At 66.0% G+C, this 19,706-nt stretch carries 19 protein-coding genes and 1 pseudogene; 15 read left to right on the forward strand and 5 right to left on the reverse strand.

The features are described from left to right. Positions 1–204: 204 nt before the first annotated feature. Positions 205–1,992 carry a putative bifunctional diguanylate cyclase/phosphodiesterase gene (locus FZN60_RS18565; protein WP_158874999.1) on the reverse strand — a complete coding sequence of 596 codons (1,788 nt, stop codon included), beginning with the start codon at positions 1,990–1,992 and terminating at the stop codon, positions 205–207. Positions 1,993–2,628: 636 nt separating this feature from the next. Between FZN60_RS18565 and FZN60_RS18570 the strand changes: the two genes are divergently transcribed. The 4 genes from FZN60_RS18570 to FZN60_RS18585 all read left to right on the forward strand — a co-directional run bounded on the left by FZN60_RS18570 (position 2,629) and on the right by FZN60_RS18585 (position 6,432). Then, positions 2,629–3,009 (forward strand): putative pterin-binding protein, encoded by a 381-nt coding sequence (locus tag FZN60_RS18570; RefSeq protein ID WP_199266598.1) that lies wholly within the window; start codon positions 2,629–2,631, stop codon positions 3,007–3,009. A gap of 20 nt (positions 3,010–3,029) precedes the next feature. Next, positions 3,030–5,009, forward strand: a complete 1,980-nt coding sequence (locus tag FZN60_RS18575) for a putative bifunctional diguanylate cyclase/phosphodiesterase (protein WP_210253422.1) — start codon at positions 3,030–3,032, stop codon at positions 5,007–5,009. A gap of 283 nt (positions 5,010–5,292) precedes the next feature. Then, the gene (locus FZN60_RS18580) at positions 5,293–5,763 is read left to right on the forward strand and encodes a hypothetical protein (protein ID WP_158875001.1); all 471 of its coding nucleotides are present in this window, start codon (positions 5,293–5,295) and stop codon (positions 5,761–5,763) included. A gap of 333 nt (positions 5,764–6,096) precedes the next feature. Beyond that, positions 6,097–6,432 carry an RDD family protein gene (locus FZN60_RS18585; protein ID WP_158875002.1) on the forward strand — a complete coding sequence of 112 codons (336 nt, stop codon included), beginning with the start codon at positions 6,097–6,099 and terminating at the stop codon, positions 6,430–6,432. Positions 6,433–6,761: 329 nt separating this feature from the next. On the opposite strand, the gene FZN60_RS18590 is transcribed toward FZN60_RS18585, so the two are convergent. The 3 genes and pseudogenes from FZN60_RS18590 to FZN60_RS29310 all read right to left on the reverse strand — a co-directional run. Next, the gene (locus FZN60_RS18590) at positions 6,762–7,115 is read right to left on the reverse strand and encodes a helix-turn-helix domain-containing protein (protein ID WP_255476069.1); all 354 of its coding nucleotides are present in this window, start codon (positions 7,113–7,115) and stop codon (positions 6,762–6,764) included. Positions 7,116–7,181: 66 nt separating this feature from the next. After that, complete coding sequence (locus tag FZN60_RS29305; protein ID WP_158875059.1) at positions 7,182–7,709, reverse strand: IS5 family transposase; 528 nt, start codon at positions 7,707–7,709, stop codon at positions 7,182–7,184. A 38-nt stretch (positions 7,710–7,747) separates the two neighbouring features. Then, positions 7,748–7,963, reverse strand: a pseudogene (locus tag FZN60_RS29310) (transposase); the annotation flags it as partial. Positions 7,964–8,269: 306 nt separating this feature from the next. On the opposite strand from FZN60_RS29310, the gene FZN60_RS18605 reads away from it, so the two are divergent. The 8 genes from FZN60_RS18605 (at position 8,270) to FZN60_RS18640 (ending at position 15,603) form a co-directional block, all read left to right on the forward strand. Beyond that, positions 8,270–8,653, forward strand: a complete 384-nt coding sequence (locus FZN60_RS18605; RefSeq protein ID WP_369413051.1) for a hypothetical protein — start codon at positions 8,270–8,272, stop codon at positions 8,651–8,653. Between the two features lie 568 nt (positions 8,654–9,221). Beyond that, positions 9,222–9,377, forward strand: a complete 156-nt coding sequence (locus FZN60_RS18610; RefSeq protein ID WP_158875005.1) for a YjiS-like domain-containing protein — start codon at positions 9,222–9,224, stop codon at positions 9,375–9,377. A 71-nt stretch (positions 9,378–9,448) separates the two neighbouring features. Further along, the gene (locus FZN60_RS18615; RefSeq protein ID WP_158875006.1) at positions 9,449–10,396 is read left to right on the forward strand and encodes a homocysteine S-methyltransferase family protein; all 948 of its coding nucleotides are present in this window, start codon (positions 9,449–9,451) and stop codon (positions 10,394–10,396) included. Positions 10,397–11,205: 809 nt separating this feature from the next. Further along, the gene (locus FZN60_RS18620; RefSeq protein WP_210253423.1) at positions 11,206–11,601 is read left to right on the forward strand and encodes a hypothetical protein; all 396 of its coding nucleotides are present in this window, start codon (positions 11,206–11,208) and stop codon (positions 11,599–11,601) included. Between the two features lie 511 nt (positions 11,602–12,112). Beyond that, positions 12,113–12,448, forward strand: coding sequence for a DUF6634 family protein (locus tag FZN60_RS18625; RefSeq protein ID WP_158875008.1), 336 nt, complete (start codon positions 12,113–12,115; stop codon positions 12,446–12,448). Further along, positions 12,441–14,399, forward strand: a complete 1,959-nt coding sequence (locus FZN60_RS18630) for an AAA family ATPase (protein WP_158875009.1) — start codon at positions 12,441–12,443, stop codon at positions 14,397–14,399. The genes FZN60_RS18625 and FZN60_RS18630 overlap by 8 nt, the downstream gene beginning before the upstream one ends. 518 nt (positions 14,400–14,917) lie before the next feature. After that, positions 14,918–15,184 carry a type II toxin-antitoxin system ParD family antitoxin gene (locus tag FZN60_RS18635; RefSeq protein ID WP_158875010.1) on the forward strand — a complete coding sequence of 89 codons (267 nt, stop codon included), beginning with the start codon at positions 14,918–14,920 and terminating at the stop codon, positions 15,182–15,184. Continuing rightward, positions 15,181–15,603, forward strand: a complete 423-nt coding sequence (locus tag FZN60_RS18640) for a type II toxin-antitoxin system RelE/ParE family toxin (RefSeq protein WP_158875011.1) — start codon at positions 15,181–15,183, stop codon at positions 15,601–15,603. Before FZN60_RS18635 ends, FZN60_RS18640 begins: the two co-directional genes overlap by 4 nt. Here FZN60_RS18640 and FZN60_RS29435 read toward each other — a convergent pair. Beyond that, complete coding sequence (locus tag FZN60_RS29435) at positions 15,600–16,166, reverse strand: transposase (RefSeq protein ID WP_158875012.1); 567 nt, start codon at positions 16,164–16,166, stop codon at positions 15,600–15,602. The genes FZN60_RS18640 and FZN60_RS29435 overlap by 4 nt on opposite strands. Positions 16,167–16,528: 362 nt before the next feature. Here FZN60_RS29435 and FZN60_RS29315 point away from each other — a divergent pair, with 362 nt between their 5' ends. The 3 genes from FZN60_RS29315 (at position 16,529) to FZN60_RS18660 (ending at position 18,630) form a co-directional block, all read left to right on the forward strand. After that, the gene (locus tag FZN60_RS29315; protein ID WP_369413052.1) at positions 16,529–16,762 is read left to right on the forward strand and encodes an NUDIX hydrolase; all 234 of its coding nucleotides are present in this window, start codon (positions 16,529–16,531) and stop codon (positions 16,760–16,762) included. Positions 16,763–16,968: 206 nt separating this feature from the next. After that, a complete protein-coding gene (locus FZN60_RS29440) occupies positions 16,969–18,000 on the forward strand; it encodes a BON domain-containing protein (RefSeq protein ID WP_246726957.1) in 1,032 nt (343 codons plus the stop codon). Positions 18,001–18,126: 126 nt separating this feature from the next. Then, positions 18,127–18,630 (forward strand): YciE/YciF ferroxidase family protein, encoded by a 504-nt coding sequence (locus FZN60_RS18660; protein ID WP_158875013.1) that lies wholly within the window; start codon positions 18,127–18,129, stop codon positions 18,628–18,630. The last annotated feature ends 1,076 nt before the right edge of the window (positions 18,631–19,706 follow it).

Here is a 19,706-nt window from a genome sequence, read left to right on the forward strand (position 1 = left end):
TCTGCCGTCCTGCTGGCCCGGGGGATGCATCCGCGTCGTCCCCTTCCGATCGATCGGACACGCCACGACACCGCATGGCGATCAACCGCCATGCGGGATCTCGAGACAGGGGAGATGATCGGCAGCGGGGAGGCTGCCCGGCAGCTGGACATGTCGGCCACTCCGATGCGCCGCCCGATCGCCGCGGCGCCGGCCGCCGCGCGTTCAGGCCGCCGCGGCCCCGATTTCCTGACGCAGCCACGCTTCGAGGGAGGCGGCGGGCATCGGCCTGGCCATCAGGTATCCTTGCCCTTCCTCGCAACCCCATGTCCTGAGGAGCTCGAAAGCGTCCCTCGTCTCGATGCCCTCGGCCACGACGCGGTAGCCAAGGTCGTGCGCCATGTCGATGACGGAGCGAACGAGGGTTCGGTCACGCTCGGAACTCTCCAGGTCGCCGATAAACGCGCGGTCGACCTTCAGCACCGAGGCGGACAGAGTCTGGAGATAGGACAGGTTGCTGTAGCCGCTGCCGAAGTCGTCGATCGCGATCGCAACCCCAGCCGAGCGGATCGCCTCGAGCTGCCTCGCCGCGCGAGTCGGGTTCCGCGCCACTGCGCTTTCGGTGAACTCCAGCTCCAGCATCTCTGGGCGCACGCCGGACCGCTGCACGAGCGCAAGGATCCGCGCCGCGAAATCCGGCTCGTCGAGGTTCAGGGCCGACACGTTGGCCGACATCCGAAGGTCGAGACCCTGAGCCTGCCAAGCGGCGATCTGCGCAAGGGCGGCGGAGACCACCCACTCCGTCATCGGCTTGGCGAGCGCCGTCTGCTCCACGGCCGGGATGAACTCGACCGGCGGAATCGGCCCGAGGAGCGGGTGCGTCCAGCGCATCAGGGCCTCGGCACCGAGGCACCTACCCGTGGTGAGCTCGATCCGCGGTTGGTAGTCGAGACGGAGCTGATCGCCGCTCTCGAGCGCCGTCCTGAAGTCGTTGAGGAGCATGAAGCTGCGGGCGTGCCGCAGTTCGTGGGCCGGGCAGTACTCGGCACGGGCGGTGTCGGACAGGGAGGCGTCCTCCACCGCGTTCAGCATGCGCCGCAGGACGTCCCGGGGCGCCAGATCGCCGAGCACGAACTCGCACGAGCCGAGGGCCGGCGTCGGCAGGACGGGGATGCCGTCGCACTCCAGCGGCTCGCGCAGAAGCTCGATGATCCTGTCCACCATGATTGGCACTTCCAGGCCGGTTTCCGGCGTGAGGAGGACCGCGAGGCGTGTCGGACCGACATGGTAGAGCTTCGACGAGTTCCCGAAGGCGGGCCGCAGCCGGGCCGACGCGCCGCGGATCAGGGACTCGGTGAAGCTGCCGCCGAGCACCCGCTGCCCTTGGCCGTACTGCTGCTGGGACACAAGCTCGACCATCAGGCCCGATGCCGCCGCTCCCTTGTGACGACGCGCAAGGTCCTCGACGTCCTCGAACATCTGGTGCTGGTTCGGCAGCCCCGTGGCGGCGTCCGTGCGGCCGATGGTGTTGCTGAGCTCGATCTGGCTCATGACCATGCCCGCCAGGTCGCGCAACACCTGACGTCCCTCGTCGTCGAGTTCGCGCACCCTCTCGTCGACGACGCACAGCGTTCCAAGGCCATGGCCTTGCCGGGTGAAAAGCGGAGCGCCCGCATAGAAGCGGATGCCGGCCTGCGCGAGGGGGCTGCCCACGAACCTCGGGTCGGCCGTGAGGTCGGGAACCACGAAGATCTCGTCGTTCCCGATCGCGTAGCTGCAAGGTGCCTGCTCGCGCGGGATCTCCGTGATGTCGACGCCGACCTTCGACTTGAACCATTGGCGGTCGCGGTCGGTGAGCGAGATGGTCGAAACCGGGGCGTCGAGGAGCTTGCTTGCCAGCCGCGTCAGGCGGTCGAAGCTGTCGCTGGGCGAGGTGTCGAGCAGGTTCAGGTCCCGCAGCGCGTTGAGGCGCGCCTCCTCGTTCTGGATGGCGTCGACGATGTAGGGGAGCATGGCAAGTCTCACAGTTGACGATGCCAGCTTCGGCAGGGATGCTTAAGGACTCCCGGTTCCGGATGAGCCGATCGATGAGCATCGTGAACGCATCCTTGCGTGTGGGTCGGCGACGCATGCTGACCGTCCTGAGGCCGATAGCCTCCACAGGTTGCGGCGCCGGCCGGCATCGAAACGGCGAGCTGTTCCACAAGTTGGCACCTGCCGTCGATCCACAGCCCTCCCCTCGGGCGACTTGAGCGGCCTGCATGGACCGATCCTCCAAAGCATCAAGAGGATCAATCTCGAGCACCCGCGCAACCGGGGGATACAAGGGCAAGTCAGGTGCTCGGCAAGCACATTCCTGGATCCGTAAACAAATCCAAGGGAACAGTACTGTTTCGAAGATGTCGTGGGGGGCATAAGGGCTCGGCGCCCGGATGAAGGAAGAGAATTTTAGGGAGGCGCGCCGATACTGACCCGGCAACCGATCGGATCGCGCAAGACATGCAAGCTCTCACAACGCGCCGCCAAGCCTTGACGCTCCTCGCATCGGGTCTTCTCATGCCGTTCGCCAGCGGTCGCTCCGCAGCCGCTGCCTCCCTCCCCTCGCCTCTCGGCAAGCCGATCCTGCGGGTTGGAGGTGGGGTCAAGATCGTGAACGACGGCTGCGATGCCGTCTTCGACATGGACATGCTGGACGCGCTCGGCACGCGCAGCTTCGCCACCGCCACGCCGTGGACCGACGGGGCACCTTTCTGGGAAGGTGTGCCCCTCTCCGTCCTCATGGAGCATCTCGGCGCCGAGGGCACGGCGATCCGCGCCACCGCCCTCAACGACTACGTCACCGAACTGCCGATGGACGGACTGGCCGAGGACGGGGCCATACTTGCCATGCGCCGCAACGGGCGACCGATGCCGGTCGCCGACAAGGGGCCGATCTTCATCATGTACCCGTTCGACCAGCGCGAGGAGCTGAAGCGGCAGGAGGTCTTCTCCCGCTGTGCCTGGCAGCTCGCGCGGCTCGACGTCCTCTGATCGCGCGACCCATGTCCCGCATGCCCGGCAGGTTCCGCTTCCGAAGCGGTTGGGAGATCCCGCTCGTCGCGGCGACGTCGGCCATGGCCCTGGCCGCCGTCGGCATGCTGTTCGTTGGCGCCCACCAGGTCGGCCGGATCTCACAGTCGGCCGAGAACAACGTCGTCTACCAGGTGATGGCGACGGCACCGGAGCTGACGCGCCTCCAAGCGACGATCGCCGCGCGCTTCATGCCCGACCCCAAGGTGACCGACGACGACGTCGGACTGCGCCTCGACATCGTCCTCAATCGTTTGGACGTGCTGACGGCGAACGACGCCCGCAAACTACGGCGGAACGATCCCGAAGCGTCGAAGCTCGTCGAGGAAATGGTGGGGGCGGTACGCTCCGTCGCTCCCACGATCCGGAACCTGCGCACCGAGTTCGACGCAACAAGAACCTTGGAGGTTCTCGAGCCACTAAACGCCAGGGCGGCGCGGCTGGCCTCCCTGACGACCGCGATGGCGTCGCGCAGGATCGCGGATGGCGAATGGCGCCTGGCGTGGATCTTCCGGACGGTCTCGGCTCAGGTCGTCGGCCTGACGCTCTCGGGCCTCGCCCTCGTCCTCCTCCTGCGCCGCATGCGGCAGCAGGCCAGAACCGCCGCGGAAATCGACGCCCTGACCGGCCTCGCCAGCCGCGGCTCGTTCAACGCAGCCATCGAACTGGCCGCGCACCGCAGTCGGGCGCCCGGTTCCATGGCGGTCCTCATGCTGGACCTCGACCTCTTCAAGCACGTCAACGACACCTTGGGACACGCCGCGGGCGACGCGTTGCTGCGCGAGGCCGCGGACCGCCTGCGCCCGGTCCTCAAGGATGCCGCATCGATCTCGCGTCTTGGCGGTGACGAGTTCGCGGCGCTGTTTGTGGGAGAGCGTGCGAGGGAGGCGGCAAGCCGGGGTGCGCAGCGCGTCCTGGAGTGCTTCGCCCGGCCGTTCATGCCGGCGGACGTGCCCGTCACGATCTCGACGAGCATCGGCCTTTGCGTGCTCGAGTCCGGGGACGAGGGGGCGGCCGACCTCCTCAAGGGCGCGGACCTCGCCCTCTACGCCGCAAAGGAGGGACAGCGCGGCACCTTGCAGGTCTGCGATACATCGCTCAAGCGGGCCTACGCCGCGCGCCGCAGCCTTGCCAAGGATCTCGAACACGCCGTCGCGCGCGACGAGCTGCGTCTCGCGTTTCAGCCGATCGTATGTCTCGCAACCCGGCGCACCGCGGGTTTCGAGGCACTCCTTCGCTGGCAGCATCCCTGCCGCGGATCCGTTTCGCCCGCCGAGTTCATCCCCATCGCCGAGGACAGCGGCCTCATCCTGCCGATCGGACAATGGGTAATCCGGGAGGCTTGCCGCACGGCCGCCAACTGGCCCGGGGACGTGAGGATCACCGTCAACATCTCGGCCCGCCAGTTCTCCGATTCCGGCTTGGTCGATTGCATCACCGCGGCCCTGGCCGACAGCGGGACCGAGGCGGAGCGCCTGACGCTGGAGATCACCGAGTCCACGTTGATCCGGGACGACGGGGGCGTCCTCGGCGCGCTCGAAACGCTCCGCGGAATGGGGATCCGTGTCGCGCTCGACGATTTCGGGACGGGATACGCCTCGCTGAGCTACCTGACGCGCTTTCCCTTCGACGTCATCAAGATCGACCGGAGCTTCGTGCAGGGCTCGAGCGGCGGGGCAAACCACCAGGTGGTCGTCCAATCGATCTGCGACCTGGCGGGCAAGCTCGGCGTCGGCACTGTGGCCGAGGGCATCGAGACCGAGGAGCATGCGCGGCTCGCGCGCGAGGCGGGATGCGACCTCGGACAGGGCTACCTGTTCGACCGCCCGCTTTCGGCCGTCGACTGCGCCGCGCGTCTGGCGGCGGAGCGGCTCGGCGACGTTCTCGCGCTACGCCTTGCCGAGGGCGGCACCGGGGGCAATCCGGGAACGGCGCGGCAAGCTGCCCTGACGGTGCCCTGAAGGCCATCCCTGCGGCCGGGAACGGCCCTGCCCCGCTCATCGCGGCTTTGACCTGTTGCGGGGCCGGGCGCAGGACGTGCCATGGGAACGTCGAGGCATGAGGTGCTTCAAGACATCGACGAGCAGCCGACTTTCCGAGGCCGAAGCATCGAGGTGGCGACCGTGTTCGGGCGCCTGGATGTGTTCCACCGCCGCCCCCAGAGGCCCGGCGCAATAAGCGTAGGTGGGTGCACGAGCGGTGGGATCAGCATCGGAGCCCTCTAGGTTATACGGACCGGCCCTTGTGGCCGTCGACGATCCTGCTGCCCCGGGAATGCGCGTGAATGAACTGGTCGAGGTTGGGACATGGGTCCGGCTCAGACGGGACCCTTGTGGCTTCGGCTCGATCGGGATCATCGTCCGCCGGGAAGCAACCTACGTCATCGTCCAAACGGACGGAACGCCGCCCAGCGGCTTGGCCGCCACGCGGCAGGACTTCCTGATCCTGGAGGATCAGGCGCCACCGCACGACTTCTTCCCCATGCGCAAGAAGCTGCCCTATGGCGCCTTCATCCTCGCCGACGGTTCGCAAGTTCTGCTCAACCGAGACTACGAGCCCCTGGTTCATCGCAGGCCTGGCGAGGCGGATCGGCCTTGGCCGAGAGACAAGCCGATCGACTATGTTCGGGAAGTGCGTTTCTACACGCCCTCGAACGGACCATGGCGCAGCGGCGAGGCCTACATGGAGTGCCTCATGATCCTGCATGGTATCTGATCGTACCTTGTCTCCACGCGCCAAGCCGCGCGTCCGGGCATCAGGACCGCATGTGGGTTCTCCCGATCCGTCGGCCGGAAAAGGGTTTGGCCAGGGCGGCCATGACGATGGTCAAGCGGCCGCTCCGAACTGATGGATCAGGTCACTCGCCCCGGAGGCCTTGAGCCGACCGGATGGCAGTTGCCTCCCCATCGCTGCTCGCCGGCGTGCAGATGCCCCTTTAAGGAGTCAGGGTACAGCCGGAGGCATCGCTCCTGCTCTTGATGCTCCTCGCCGCGATCTACTTCGTCGGCTTCAACGCGGCGCTGGGCGGCACGCCCGGCAAGCTGATGCTTGGGCCTGCGCGTCGTCGACGCCGGAACGGGCGACATGATCGGCGCCGACCGCGCCCTTGTCCGCTGGCTCATGTCGATTGTCTCCGAGATCGTGCTTCTCATCGGCGTGATCTGGGCACTTTTCGATCGACAGAACTGCATCGGCCATGCCCTGCGTCCCCATCTGATGTCGCGCAAGTTGGCGGAGCGTCTCGGAGTTCCCGGCAAGCAAGAGGGAAGGCTTGGGATCGGTGCCGCCGCTGGTTCCGGCACATCCGACTTGGTCGACTACCTCGCGGGCAACCCGCATCGCACGCTGGAGCAGGAGGAGATCGACCCGACGTTGCCGGTCTGAGCGAGAACAGGGTCCGGCATGACCGCCGTTCCGATCTCAACCGTGCCCGTCGGCTTCGACCGGCCTCTTCAGGGCGCCGCGTGCATCGCCGAACCCCCTCATCCACTCGCCCCGCAACTCGCGTTGGTCATGCAGGTAAGGACAATCGCGTGCCGAACTGTCGAGGTCGGAGCCGAGGAAACTTCCCTTCGCATATGCCACGGCTGGTGTATCTGGGGACTTTGGGGATTTCATGGGGCTCCACAACCATTGCCCGGCGTCAGGGACGGCTTGTCGTGAGTTGGGGACCGGCATCCCGGAGGCGCCCAGATCCCGGATGCGCCGCATGCTCACCGCCTGCCGCCAAGCACCCGCAGGAGCGCTTCCAAATGCTGGCGGATCTCGGGATCCGCGATGTGTGCAAACGCGTCGTCGCGAGCCTTCGCATCGTCGCCGGGGCGTGGCGTGCCTGCGTTTGCCCGGACTGGAAGGTCCCTGAAGAACTCCGCCACGTCGACGTCCAGAAGCTGGGCCACCCGGTAGAGGCTCGATGCACTGATCCGGTTTTCTCCTGATTCGTACTTGCGGACCTGCTGGTAGGTGGTGCCGACTCCCCTGCCCACCGCTGACAGAGACAGCCCCTTCTTCTTGCGCATTTCGGACAGTCGCGCCCCTATCGAGACATCCAAAGGGTTTATTGCCATGGCATGCCTCCGGGTGTTGATGCGCGTCAAGCATCGGCTGTGGCGACGACGAGGGAGCCCATACTTCTAGGCGGTGTGGACGGATTTGACCAAGATGAAGCCGGCGGCGAGAGAGACGATGGAGGCGAAGTTCCGCTTTGTTTTCTCGCAGCGCAGGGCGACGCGCTTGAAGCGCTTGAGCTTGCCGACGGTCTGCTCGATGCGAGCGCGACCCCTGTAAAGCGCCTTGGCGAAGAAACCCGGTTTCGCTTTCTCGTTGGCCTTGTGCGGGATGACAGGGATGATGCCGCGCTTGCGAGCCGCCGCCCGGTTGGCCTTGCTGGCATAGCCCTTGTCGCCGATAGCAGCCCGAGGATCGGTGTCGGGGCCAAGGCCAAGAAGGATCGGGAAGTGCGGTGCGTCGCCTTTCTCCCCGCCGGTCAGGTCGAAAGCGATGGGATGCCCGTCGAAGTCGGTCTTCAGATGGATCTTGGTGGAGAAGCCGCCGCGCGATCGGCCGAGCGCGTGCCTCGTCTGCCCCCCTTTGCGCCTGCCGCCGAGACGTGGGCTCGAACAACGGTCGAGTCGAACATCTGCACCAGATGCGCCGAGGATGAGAGTGAGGCGAGATGATCGAAGAAGATCTCAAACACGCCCGCCTTGCTCAATCGATCGAAGCGCTTCCAGACGCTGTTCCACTTGCCAAAGCGCTCCGGCAGCGCTCGCCAGGTGATGTTGTGGGTGGAGAAGTAGTGCAGCGCTTCGAGGAACAGCCGGTCGTTGCGACCCTTGTCGCCCCGGCGCGGCAACGAGGCACGAAGCACCTCCAGCGCAACCGCCATGTCCCGCTCGGTCATCGTCGTAGACATCGCCGACCTCCAATCAGTCGGCCACCTATGAATCAGATCGGATGCCGAACCGGAATCCCTGCGCGATCAACAGGACGTAATCCGTCCACACCGCCTAGGTAGAAGCCATTTGGCGCGCAATCGCTCATAATGACGTAAGGTTAACCCGAAGAAGGCGCGATCGTCGCTCGACCTGTCGGGGTTCTTGGGAGCGCTCGAAAGATGGCCGGCGACTTGCCATCCCCCTCGTCACCCGCGGCCTCGCGCGGGACATCCAGGCGACGATGAAGACGACGAGAAGCTGTTGAGCCTAGCGGAGCCGTTGACTTGGAAGCCGATCCCGTTACGCCGCCTCGCGCCGATGTCGTTCGCCTGCTGCCGAGCCACGTCTCCTCCGAGAACCCAATGCATCTTGTCCAAATCCTTCTTCCAACCGCCGACAACGATGGTCTGCCGTTCCTGACGGAACGGTTCGAGACGCTTCGAAGCGAGCTGACGGATCGTTTCGGCGGCGTGACCGTATTCGCTCAAGGCCCCGCGGAAGGCTTCTGGAAAGGTGACGACGGCACTGACCGCGACCAGATCGTCATATTCGAGGTGATGGCGGAGGAAGTCGACGGAGGGTGGTGGTCCGCCCTTCGCGAGCGCCTCGAGCGCGAGTTCCGGCAGGACGAAATCGTCATCCGGGTCCAGGTGATCCTACGCCTCTAGCCACTCCACCGAACCTGCGGGCCGCGGCCGACATCGTGCGTGGTCCCTCGCCGCAACCGAGTCGGGAGGTGGTGCGGCGAACCGTATGGCAAAATGGCTTCCGCAAGCAACGTGCGACGCAGATCGATGGTCTGTGGGCTGAACTGCTGGAGACCGTCGCAAGCCTGGCAATCCGCCCTCCGGCAGGCGGCAGCCATGTTGACGCAACGTTGGGGAAACAAGCACCCACCGATGCAGCAACCGCCTGAAATCTTGGTGACACCGGGATCGGTTAGAGAAGGCACTCGTGGAAGAGGCCCGGCTCCGGGCAGCGCCCGGTATTCCAAAGCTTGAGATGCGCCCATCCGAGTCGCCGATCCCATGAATAAGATGAACGCAGCCCATGGAAGTTGACAACGTCGTCTTCTCGGCCACCGAGCCTCGGCCGTTTGAAGGGAGCCGGACCTTCCCGGCGACTTGACGTTCAGTTGCAAGATCGTCGCACGATCGCATCGGCGCGTCGATGAACCATGCTGGCGACTTCTTGCCAACAACATCGTCGGCACGCCTGTCTGAAAGGAGCTCACCGATGTTCCCGGTGTCGATCAACGCATTCAAGAAGCGGCAGCGCGCCCGCGCTGGCCAACTCGCCCTAAGCGAACTCAGCGACTACCTGCTTCGCGACATCGGCCTGACGCGAAACGACGTCCGGCACCGCCTCGCCAGCAGGCAGACGATCGAGTGACTTCGCGGTGCCAGCTCTCACCTCGGATCGCTCCGCCTGCTCCCCTAAACGCAGCTACGCGAGGTCACGACATGAGCACGCAAATCAGTGAACTGCATCTTCCTGTCTCTGGATCGCTCCTGACCGACGGCGGTCTGGAAACCACGCTGGTGTTTCATCGCGGCATCGAGCTGCCACACTTCGCGGCCTTCGTGCTCCTCGCCTCACCAGAGGGCCGCCGGGAGCTCGAGGGCTACTATGAACCCTACCTTGCTCTGGCCCGCCGCCACCGCGTCGGCTTCGTTCTGGACACGCCGACTTGGCGGGCCAACACCGATTGGGGTGAGAAACTCGGTTACAGCCCTGCCGCGCTCAGAACAGTGAATCAGGACGCCGTCACCTTCGTCAAAGACCTGAGCTCGCGCTGGCAGACGCCGCTCAGCCCCTGCGCAATCAACGGGGTGATCGGACCCCGAGGCGACGGTTACAAGGCCGGCGATGTGGACGCAGACGCAGCCGAAGACTACCACGCGCCTCAGGTCGAGGCCTTCGCGGCCTCTGCGGTCGATCTGATCTCAGCCATCACCATGAACACGGTCGGTGAAGCCATCGGAATTGCCCGCGCTGCCAAAGCACAAGCGGTACCCTGCGTTGTGTCCTTCACAGTCGAGACAGATGGACGGCTCGTCGGAGGCGAGAGCCTGCGCGAGGCAGTCGAGCACGTCGACGAGGCAACCGACGGCTCTCCCGCTTACTACATGGTGAACTGTGCGCATCCGAGCCACTTCGACGGCTCACTGGCGGAGGGTGCAGGGTGGACCAAACGGCTCGGAGGCATACGCGCCAATGCTTCGACGAAGAGCCATGCCGAACTTGACGAGGCCGAAACGCTCGACATCGGCGATCCCCTGGATCTGGGCCGCCGCTACGCGAGGCTGCGCGGCCGCTTTCCCAATCTTCGGGTTCTCGGCGGCTGCTGCGGGACGGACCATCGCCACTTGGCTGCGATCTGCGAAGCCTGTCTGCCGGTTCCCGAATGAGGGAGGCGGATCGCTCCCAAACATAATCCGGTTCAAATCCGGCGAGGGCCGGGCTTACAAGCCACGTTCGAGGTGAGCGGCAGTGTGGGCGAAGTTTGCCTTGGACAGCCACGGCATGCCGGGCGGCGTCGGCGGATGCCGGGCGAGGACGTGAATGAGTGTGCCGAATGGCACGCTGAGGGCGCCGACTGTCGATCACTGTCCGCGCCCTCTGGCTTATTCCTCCGCCTCGGTACATGTGGTCGACGAACGCTCCACTCTTTCGGGAGTGGATGACGAACACGAGCCCTCGCTTCCAAAGGGAGGGGCCGCGCGGCATCCCCTCCAGCCTTGTCAGGATCCCAGGGAAGCAGCAACCGTACGGAGCTGCCGTACGATGTCGAGCGCGACACTGGGCGCCACGACGCGTCGGCAGGTTCCCTGCGTGAAGGCGACCCCCGGGACCCGCGCGGGAGATCGCGATCTTGAAGAGCGTCACCGCCGAAACAGGCTCCGCCCTCTCCGACGCACCCGCGGCCACCTCGATGGCGTCGGCAAGCCGGCGGGATTCCGCTGCGTTCAGGAAGCCGCCCCGGATCGTTCCCTCTCTCTTCGCGGCGATGCTGAACAAGACGTGGCCACCGTCGACCGCCAGGGACACGCCATCGGCGCGGTCATCGATGGTGCCGTTCCCGACGTAGCCGAGGATCAACTCACCGATCAGGTCGGCCGGCGACCTGCCGAGTCGTTCGGCAATTTGGGGGAGCATGGCTTCGCGTTCCGGCGGAAGTGCGATGGCCACTTGGCTTCAAGCCATCCTAGAGCAACGCGTGACCGACAAAGGCGAACGCCAGCCCCATGACGGCGCTCGTGACCAGGACGATGAAGAGAGGGGAATCGTCAATCATGACACCACCATGGCACGATTGCTGGAGCCGTGCCACAAACATGAATATGTCAGTCATATTCTGGCGGGTGACACAGCGCCCTTGGAGTTCGATGGCAAGGTGCCCCAGCATTCCCAAAACCATCGTCAGGGAGGAGCGAGCGCGACTTACTGGATGGGTGCAGGCAGGATACGAGCTTGGCGACCGCAAGCCAGCACCGCTCTGATGTCGGCTCACTTCCACCATGGCGGGCGCCACCTGCGCAAACGATGTTCCGATGGCCCGTCGCGGATCGTTGACTCCGGCATCCTCCCTGCCCTAGCTTGGCGTCATGGTTGAAGCTCGATCCCAGCTCCGCATCCCGATGCGCAAGGCGCGCATCTCGGGTGGGCGTGCGTCGACCGCCTCCCGCATATCCGCTCGCTGATTTCGACATCCCATTCCGGATGCCGGACGAGAGGTCGCCTCCGTCCGCAGGAGCGTGCCCGATGTGCCATTCACGTCTCTATTGTCGGCCCAAGGGCCCGCCACCCTCAGAGGCCTGCGTCCGGCGCACTGAGACAAGCGGTGCGGCTGTTCGCTCAAGCGCCCCCGATTCCCGCATGGACGCCGCCGACCATCGCCGACGCGCACACGAGGGTACGCCCGGCTTGTTCGGGAGGCCGAAGGTCGCGAAGATCGGGAACGGTCCCGAAGCATGCCATCCACTCCCCTCACCGACGGGGCACGCGTGCCGGGCACATCGTCGCCCACCACACTGGCGTTCCCGTCACATAGGCCTCTCCCGCTGACCCGATCCGCCGATCGTCAGTCCCGTGCCGCTTGAGCGGCCAGAGCGAGAGCCTCACCCATGCCGGTACTCCTCACCGCCGCGGTGCGGTCGGACGAGCTCGACATCGAGATCGAGCGCGCCGCCGAACTCCTGCGTGACCTGAAACACCTGCGCGAGCATGTCCGCCCGTCGATGGAGACGCTCCACCAAGCGCCCGTTCTCCACGGCTGGTCACCCGCCTTCCGTCCCGTCGCCTGCCTCCATGGCCGACCGTCCGGGCATCCGCGGCTCTCCGGCCGCCAGGACGCGCTTACCTCCCCGCTGTACGTCCTGTCGCTCGAGCTCGGCTTCGCACGAACGGAGAGCCGCTTCTGGCGCCTCGGCACGCCGGCGGTGGAGGCGAGCGATGCTTGACGATCTCTCCCTCCCGTCACACAGCCCCTCCCCGTCAACCGCGAGGCTGCTCACACCCGCTGCCCGCCTCGCCAACGAGATCCTGCGCCTCACGCTTGTCGACGGCGGCATGGAGCGCGTGCTCCGGGGCGCGGCCGGCATTGTCGTGATCCACGGGGTGAGGCCTGAGGACGGCTCGATCCTGCACGACGCCGCTGAGTACCTGGTCTCGGACGACCCGGCCGGCCCTCCGAACATCCACGCTCTCGCGCGCGACTGGACCGAGCCCAAGCGGCTGCGCGAGGACCATCTCGATCGCCTGATCCTCGAGATCTCCCGCACCTCCAGGCCAGTCATCGTCCTGTGTTCCCGACGCTCCGTCATCCCTCCGGTGCTCGCCATCCTCGCGGACGCCGTCCTGCCCCTTGCGGATCGCGTGACGCTCGTCGCCGATGTTGCGGAGGAGGTCGGCGGCTTCCGGCCGGACGGCAAGCTCCTCAAGAACCTGACGTCCCTTCCGCTCGAGGTCACCAACCTGATCCTGCGGCCGGGCGTGGACCGCCAGCGGATGGAGCTGCTGGCGAGAGGGCTGCGCCGACACGGTTTCGACACCCACCCGTCGCGCCAGCGGCGCTCGCACGAGGGCGAATCGGGGAAGAAGGTGGCGCCTGCGGCCGCTCCCCCGCCACCGTCAGTCCGGCCGGAGCGGCTGGAGGACCTGCCCGGCATGGGCGAGGCGCAGCGCTGGGGCCTCGCCCTCGCGCGCGACATCGAGGCGTTCCGAGCCGCGGAACTCCCTTGGCAGGACATCGAGAGCGGCGCCCTCCTTCATGGCCCCCCCGGAACGGGCAAGACGATGTTCGCGGCCGCTTTCGCAGGATCCTGCGGGCTTCCGCTCCACGCCCACTCCGTCGCGGCCTGGCAGGCGCGCGGGCATCTCGGCGACATGCTGAAGGCGATGCGGGCGGCCTTCGACGAGGCCCGGAAAGCCGCACCGTGCGTCCTCTTCGTGGACGAGCTCGACTCGGTCGGCAGCCGCGACGAGCCGCTCGGCGAGCACGCCTCCTACCAGAGGCAGGTGGTCAACTGCCTCCTGGAGTGCCTTGACGGTTCCGTGGGGCGCGAGGGCATCGTGGTTGTCGGCGCCACGAACAACCCGTCGGCGATCGACCCGGCGATCAGAAGGCCGGGACGCCTGGGGCGGCAGATCGAGATCGGCCTTCCCGACCTGCGGGGACGCGTCGGCATCCTCCGGCACCACCTGCGCGGCGACTTGGCCGACATGGACCTTGAATGCATCGCCGAGGAGATCGGCGAGGCATCCGGGGCGACGCTCGCCCAGGTCGTGCGCGAGGCGCGGAGCCTGGCCCGTCGTGAGCGCAGGTCGTTGCGGGCGGACGACCTCCGGACCGCGAGCCCTCCGGGGATCACTCTGTCGGATGCGGCCTTCAGGCGTCTGTGCGTGCACGAGGCGGGCCATGTCGTCGTGGGTCTCGAGCTCGCCGAGAGCTCCGGTCTCGTCCCGGTCAGCGCAACCGTGCGCCGGACCGTCAGGAACGGCAGGGAACCACGCACCGACTTCCGATGCGTCGAGGGGCACGACCGCACGAGGCGGAGTTTGGATGCCAACATCGTCGTCCTGCTCGCCGGCCTCGCGGCCGAGGAGGTCCTGCTCGGCTCGCGCGGAAGCGGCTCGGGCGGGACGGCGGACGCCGACCTGGTGCGGGCGACGCAGCTCGCGGCCTCGGCGGAGCGTTCACTCGGCCTTGGCTCGGAGTTGGTCTCGGTGTCCTGGACCGATACGACCGGCCCCGCCGAACTGATCATGGGCGACCCCTGCCTACGCCTTCGGGTCGAAGCTATGCTGGCTGGGTGCCTCAGGGACGCGAGGCTGATCGTCGAACGGCGGCGGGATGAGGTGGAGGCGCTCGCCCGGCGTCTGGCGGAGAGCCAGTCCATCGATCTGGCATGAGGTCCGCCAGCGGACCTTCCAAGACGTTGCGGGGTCTCGTTCGGCTTTCCGGAAGCGGATGTTCGCTTTCGGACGTCGTCCGTTCACCTGTCCTCACACAGGTCACGCACGCGCTGTCGGCGACGATCCGGTGCCGCTTGCGCCGTGCCGATCAGCAGGTAAAGCTCTGCTCAGCGCCGTGCTGAGGAGTGAGGGTGCAGATCATCGATTACTTCTGTTCAACGATGAAAGCCACGCCTTTCAAAACGTCGCAGGACAGAAGCCCAACCTTTGCCGAGGCGGCAAGTGAGGGTTGCACGGCAGCAATCAGGATTGTCGCAGCCAGCAGCAGATTTCGGTTGTTCATGCCCATCCCCATTTTAGAAACTGCTTATCCCCCTCGCTCAGCCACCTACCGTATGTAGTGACGGCCGACGACGATTATGCGTAGTCTCCAACGCCTTTTGGTGATGCACCGAGGGGGAGGCGATTGACAATTTTTGCCAATCCGTCATCTCTTGGGTCCATGGAGGTCCGACATGGCAACGATGAACGTGAGCTTACCCACCCCGATGGTGGAGTTCGTAGAGGACATGGTGGCCAGCGGCGGTTACAGTTCGTCCAGCGAGGTGGTGCGCGAGGCCCTGCGTCTACTCCGCCACGAGCGGGCCATCGAACAGGAGAAAGCTGCCATCCTGCGGCGTGAGGTCGGCATCGGCCTCGAGCAGGCCCGCGCGGAGCGCTTTTCCGACCGAACCGTGTCCGAGATCGCGGAAGGGGTGATGCAAAGGGCGACGCGGCGTTGAGGCTACGACTCACCGAGGCAGCCGACCGAGACATCGAGCGCATCCTCGAGGATACGTTGGAGTTTTTCGGCCCGAACCAGTTGAAGGCCTATTCAGCATTGATCGAGCAGGCGCTCGGGCGGGTCGGGACAGATCCAAGGGGGCTCGTCACGTCGGAGCGCGAGGACATCGGCCCCGGCGTGCGCTCCCTACGGTTGGCCGACGTGGCGAGGCGCAGGGGTGCGGCATCCCACAGCCTCTACTTCCTGCCCCGGGCCGACGATGCGGACGCTGTCACGGTCGTCTTGCGCGTGCTCCACGATCGGATGGAACCCCGGCAGCGTGTCGCCTTGGCCATCCTCGACCGGGCACCCAACGCTCCTCCCGACGAAGGCGACGAGCCGCTCGACGCGCAGGGAGCGTCCCCGGGTCTCCGCTAGTCCCGCAGGGCCACGCCCGATCCGGGGAGAAGGTGTCGCCAGAGGCCCGCGACGACCTCCTCCCTGCTGGCGCGGGGCGGATGTCGGTAGCGGGCGGTCGAGCGCTCCTCGCCCGCCCGCCGCGTCGGCAATGCCGGGCGCGTCGGCTTGCCCCTGACGTAGCGCACGTCGGTGCGCGGACCGATCTCGTCGAGCGCGTCGAGGAGGTCCATGCCCTCCTGCCGCGCCAGCGCCTTGGCCATCGACAGGCGGTCCGGCGACACCATGGCGAGGATCTGAGCCCGGTGCGCCCGCCGCCATTCCGAGGTGTCGCCGACGATGTCGCGGTAGGTGGTCCGCGGCAGCGACTGCCCGACGCCGAGGAGGCGGTCCATGGCCGACTGGAACGAGCGCCTGCGGTTCCAGCGGAAGACGAACTCGTTGAGGTAGGCGTTCATGTGCTTCTCGCGGAAGCCGTGGAAGGTGCCGAGCGCCCAGCGCTTCTGGTTCGAGAAGACGCGGTGGACGCGCTCGAAGGTCACGTGCGCGGGCAGCGCGTTGCGGCCGCTGAGGTTGCGCGGCACGTGGCGGCGCGCCGGGATGTGGATCGGCGCACAGCTTCGACGCCGATAGGGGCAGTAACCTGTTGAGCGGATTGACCTCGACCTGGTCGGCGCGCATCTCCGATCAACAACAACGATCTTAGAGAGCGACGGAACCTTGATCGTCTCACAAAGACGTCCGCGGGTCGCAAGCGCCTTAAGACTTCTCGATGACACGCAGAAAGCAGTATGCCGCCTTGCCTTATCGGGAGGAGGAGGGAAAACTGAACGTCCTGTTGATCACCTCGCGCGAGACCGGACGATGAGTCATTCCGAAGGGCAGGCCGACGAAGAACCGCAACCCGCACAGGGCGGCCGCGATCGAGGCCTACGAGGAAGCGGGTGTGATCGGCACGGCTGACAAGCGGCCGCTCGGCGCTTACGACTACGAGAAGCGTCTTGAGAGTGGCGCAACCATTCCTTGCAACACCACTGTTTTTCCGCTGCCCGTTGAGCGGCTGGAGGATAGGTGGCCCGAAGCCGGCCAGCGTGAACGCCTATGGTTCGAGCCTGAGAAAGCGGCCGGCGTCGTGAATGAGCCCAATCTGGCGTTGATCCTGCGCTCGTTGCGAGCATAGGAGCAACGGAGCCCATCAGTGGAAAGGCGGCTTGAGCCGCCTTCATGATGTCCCTCAGGGTACCCAGTCCTCGACACCCGGCCGCTGTGTGTCGTCAAGCCTTCGGAGGAACAAGCACCTCTCGGTCCCGTTGTCCTCGCATCCCCTACGAGACCAAGCATCCTGAGTGGGCTTGCGGGACAATCGGCAAGACAAGGGAGGCCACAATGGCCGATGAAAGGCGCTATGGCGGCTATGGCCGCGACTGGAACGGCCGCCGGGACGATGAGTACCGCAGTTCGGATCGCTCCAGCCGATCAGGCTATGGAGGCGAAGGCCGCTCAGGTGGGTACTACGGCGATCAGGATCGTGATCGCTCCAACCAATATGGGCGCGGTGGCCAGAGTGGCTACGGCGAAGACGATTATGGATTTGGCCGCAGCCGGTCCGGCGACTCTGGCAGATTGAGCGGCTATGAAGCCTGGGATCGGGATTATGGAAGCGAACGCTACGGCGGCGGTTCCGAAGGTCGCGGTTCCGACTACGACGCCTCGCGGAGCAGCTACCCTTCAGACTATTCACGCGGCTACGGACAAGGCAGCTACAGCGGCGTGGATTTCGACCGCTCGCGCTCGGGCTCCTACCGTGCAAGCTCCTATGGCGAGCGCTCAGGTTCTTATGACCGCGACTATGGCGCTCGCACTTCGAGAATGGGTCAATCGCCCGATTACGGCTATGGCCGCGACCGTGACTACTCGGAACGTGGCCGCGGCGAGCGCGGCTTCATGGATCGCATGGGCGACGAGATCTCGTCCTGGTTCGGCGACGAGGATGCCGCCCGGCGGCGCGAGCAGGACCAACGCCATTCCGGCAAGGGTCCGCGCAGCTACACCCGCTCGGACGATCGCATCAAGGATGACGTCAACGACCGCCTGACCGACGACCACTACGTCGATGCTTCTGACATCGAGGTCAGCGTCAAGGATCGCGAGGTCACGCTGAACGGTTACGTCTCAAGCCGGGACGAGAAGCGTCGGGCAGAAGATTGCGCCGAGCGCGTGTCCGGCGTCACCCATGTCCAGAACAACCTACGCGTCCAATCCAGCGCCGGCTCGACCATATCGGGAACGGGAACAGCTATGGGCATGGGGGCTGGGACCAGCACAGGCAGGACCAGCGGCAGTTCTCTGTCCGAGACCGGTTCCGCGACGGGAACAAGTTCGGCTTTGGGCACCACCAAGTCAGGCACCAGCTCGTAGGTCGCCACAGACATATAGCACATCAGGACGCCTCCCGCTTCTCGCTGGAGGCGTTTTGCCCGCTGCGCATTCCCGCAGCTCTCACTCGCTGAAAGCTTTCAACAGATACTGCAAGGGACGAGTACGATGGGCCTCTTCACCAAAGACATCGAGACGCTGAACGACGCATTCGTTCACGTGCTCCAGACAACCTACTACGCTGAAAGGCAGATCACCGAGGCGTTGCCGACGATGATCGACAATGCAACTTCTCCCGAGCTCAAGCAGGGCTTCCAGACGCATTTGCGGGAAACCGAGAACCAGATCAAGCGACTGGAGCAGGTATTCCGTATGCATGGTGCCGAGCCTGAGGAGGCGACCTGCCCGGCGATAGACGGCATCATCAAAGCCGGCAACTCCATGGCCGGCAACATCGCCGATAAGCAAGTACTCGACGCCGCGCTCACCAACGCCGCACAAATGGTCGAGCACTACGAGATCGCGCAGTATGGCACTCTGATCGCGTGGGCGCGAGAACTGGGCCGTGAAGACTGCGCCAGCGTCTTGGCGGAAACGCTCTCTGAGGAGAAGGCGACAGACGCCAAGCTCACTCAGCTCGCGGAGAGCCGGGTGAATCGCAAGGCGGCGTAAGCCAGTCTGGGATACCGTACCGGCTTTCGGGACAGCGGTCGAGAGCTGCTGCCCCGCCGTGGGGGTCAGTTCCTCATGTCGTTGAGGGGCCAGTTTACCGTGTCGTCGGACATGGAGCGCTGCACCGCATGACAGCGTGATCCAGTAAGCTGACCGTCCGCTCCGTGGCGGCCCCTATGAGGTGGTGAAGGACGCCGTTCGGACCCGCGGCGGAGCCCCCCGAATGTCCAAGCCTTTGTCTGCCTGTTGATCGGCGATTCGTGACGACCAGCTTGAGGTCAGTGCGCTCAACAGTTTACCGCGCCGATCGGCGTCGAAGCTACGCACCGATCCACAGATGGCTGACCTTTGGCGCGAGCAGGATGGCCCCAAGCCGATCCTGCCCCGCCTTCATTCGGACAATTGGCAATCGCGCAAGCGGGGTTGCTCGAGCGGCTCCATCGTCCCGCGAGCGCAACCGCTGTTCCCGCTTGTCCGGGGTCGCTGGCCGGGTCACCCTGGATGCATGAACGTCCAGGTCCGCACCTTCCACGACCGCCTCGACGACCATCCCGCCCCGGGGCGCGATGGCGGCCGACTTCGGCAGGGCGCAGCGCTGGCTCCACGCCCAGTCGCGCAGGGGCCGGACGAGGACGGGCGACCCTGCCAAGGACCACGGGCGCGGCTACGGCGCCCACGGCATGATCGCCAAGCAGTGGGAACACTGCTGGCGCGACCTCGTGGGCAAGGCCCCGAGTGGATCGGCCGAGGCCACGCGTGGGCGCAGTGGAGGAAGGTCGCAATCGGCAGGAGGCCCGTCCTGACAGGACGCACCGGGCCGGGAGTACGTCCCGTCCGACCCGTCGTGAGCGCGGGGGGCGCGAATCCCTCGTCCGCACGGCGAGGCGGAGCCCAGCGCCCCGTCCGGTGGGGGCGCCGCGATGCGCCTCGGGCGGACCCCGGCCATGGCCTCGAGCCCCGGCCGGACCGCCGCTCGGAGACCCCCGCGGTGCTGGGGGCGCAAGGGAGCGCTCAGATCCTTGAGCAACCCCGTTTGCGCGATAGCCGGACAATGACGTTGCCGGGATGGTCTACAG

This window comes from Antarcticirhabdus aurantiaca, from assembly GCF_009765365.1.
Lineage (GTDB): Bacteria > Pseudomonadota > Alphaproteobacteria > Rhizobiales > Rhizobiaceae > Antarcticirhabdus > Antarcticirhabdus aurantiaca.

Coding starts and splice junctions, on each gene's coding strand:
- FZN60_RS18635 (WP_158875010.1), top strand. CDS start 14,918: ATGGCAACGATGAACGTGAGCTTACCCACCCCGATGGTGGAGTTCGTA.
- FZN60_RS18630 (WP_158875009.1), top strand. CDS start 12,441: ATGCTTGACGATCTCTCCCTCCCGTCACACAGCCCCTCCCCGTCAACC.
- FZN60_RS18610 (WP_158875005.1), top strand. CDS start 9,222: ATGTTCCCGGTGTCGATCAACGCATTCAAGAAGCGGCAGCGCGCCCGC.
- FZN60_RS18575 (WP_210253422.1), top strand. CDS start 3,030: ATGCCCGGCAGGTTCCGCTTCCGAAGCGGTTGGGAGATCCCGCTCGTC.
- FZN60_RS18590 (WP_255476069.1), bottom strand. CDS start 7,115: ATGGCAATAAACCCTTTGGATGTCTCGATAGGGGCGCGACTGTCCGAA.
- FZN60_RS18615 (WP_158875006.1), top strand. CDS start 9,449: ATGAGCACGCAAATCAGTGAACTGCATCTTCCTGTCTCTGGATCGCTC.
- FZN60_RS29440 (WP_246726957.1), top strand. CDS start 16,969: ATGGCCGATGAAAGGCGCTATGGCGGCTATGGCCGCGACTGGAACGGC.
- FZN60_RS18660 (WP_158875013.1), top strand. CDS start 18,127: ATGGGCCTCTTCACCAAAGACATCGAGACGCTGAACGACGCATTCGTT.
- FZN60_RS18565 (WP_158874999.1), bottom strand. CDS start 1,992: ATGCTCCCCTACATCGTCGACGCCATCCAGAACGAGGAGGCGCGCCTC.
- FZN60_RS18625 (WP_158875008.1), top strand. CDS start 12,113: ATGCCGGTACTCCTCACCGCCGCGGTGCGGTCGGACGAGCTCGACATC.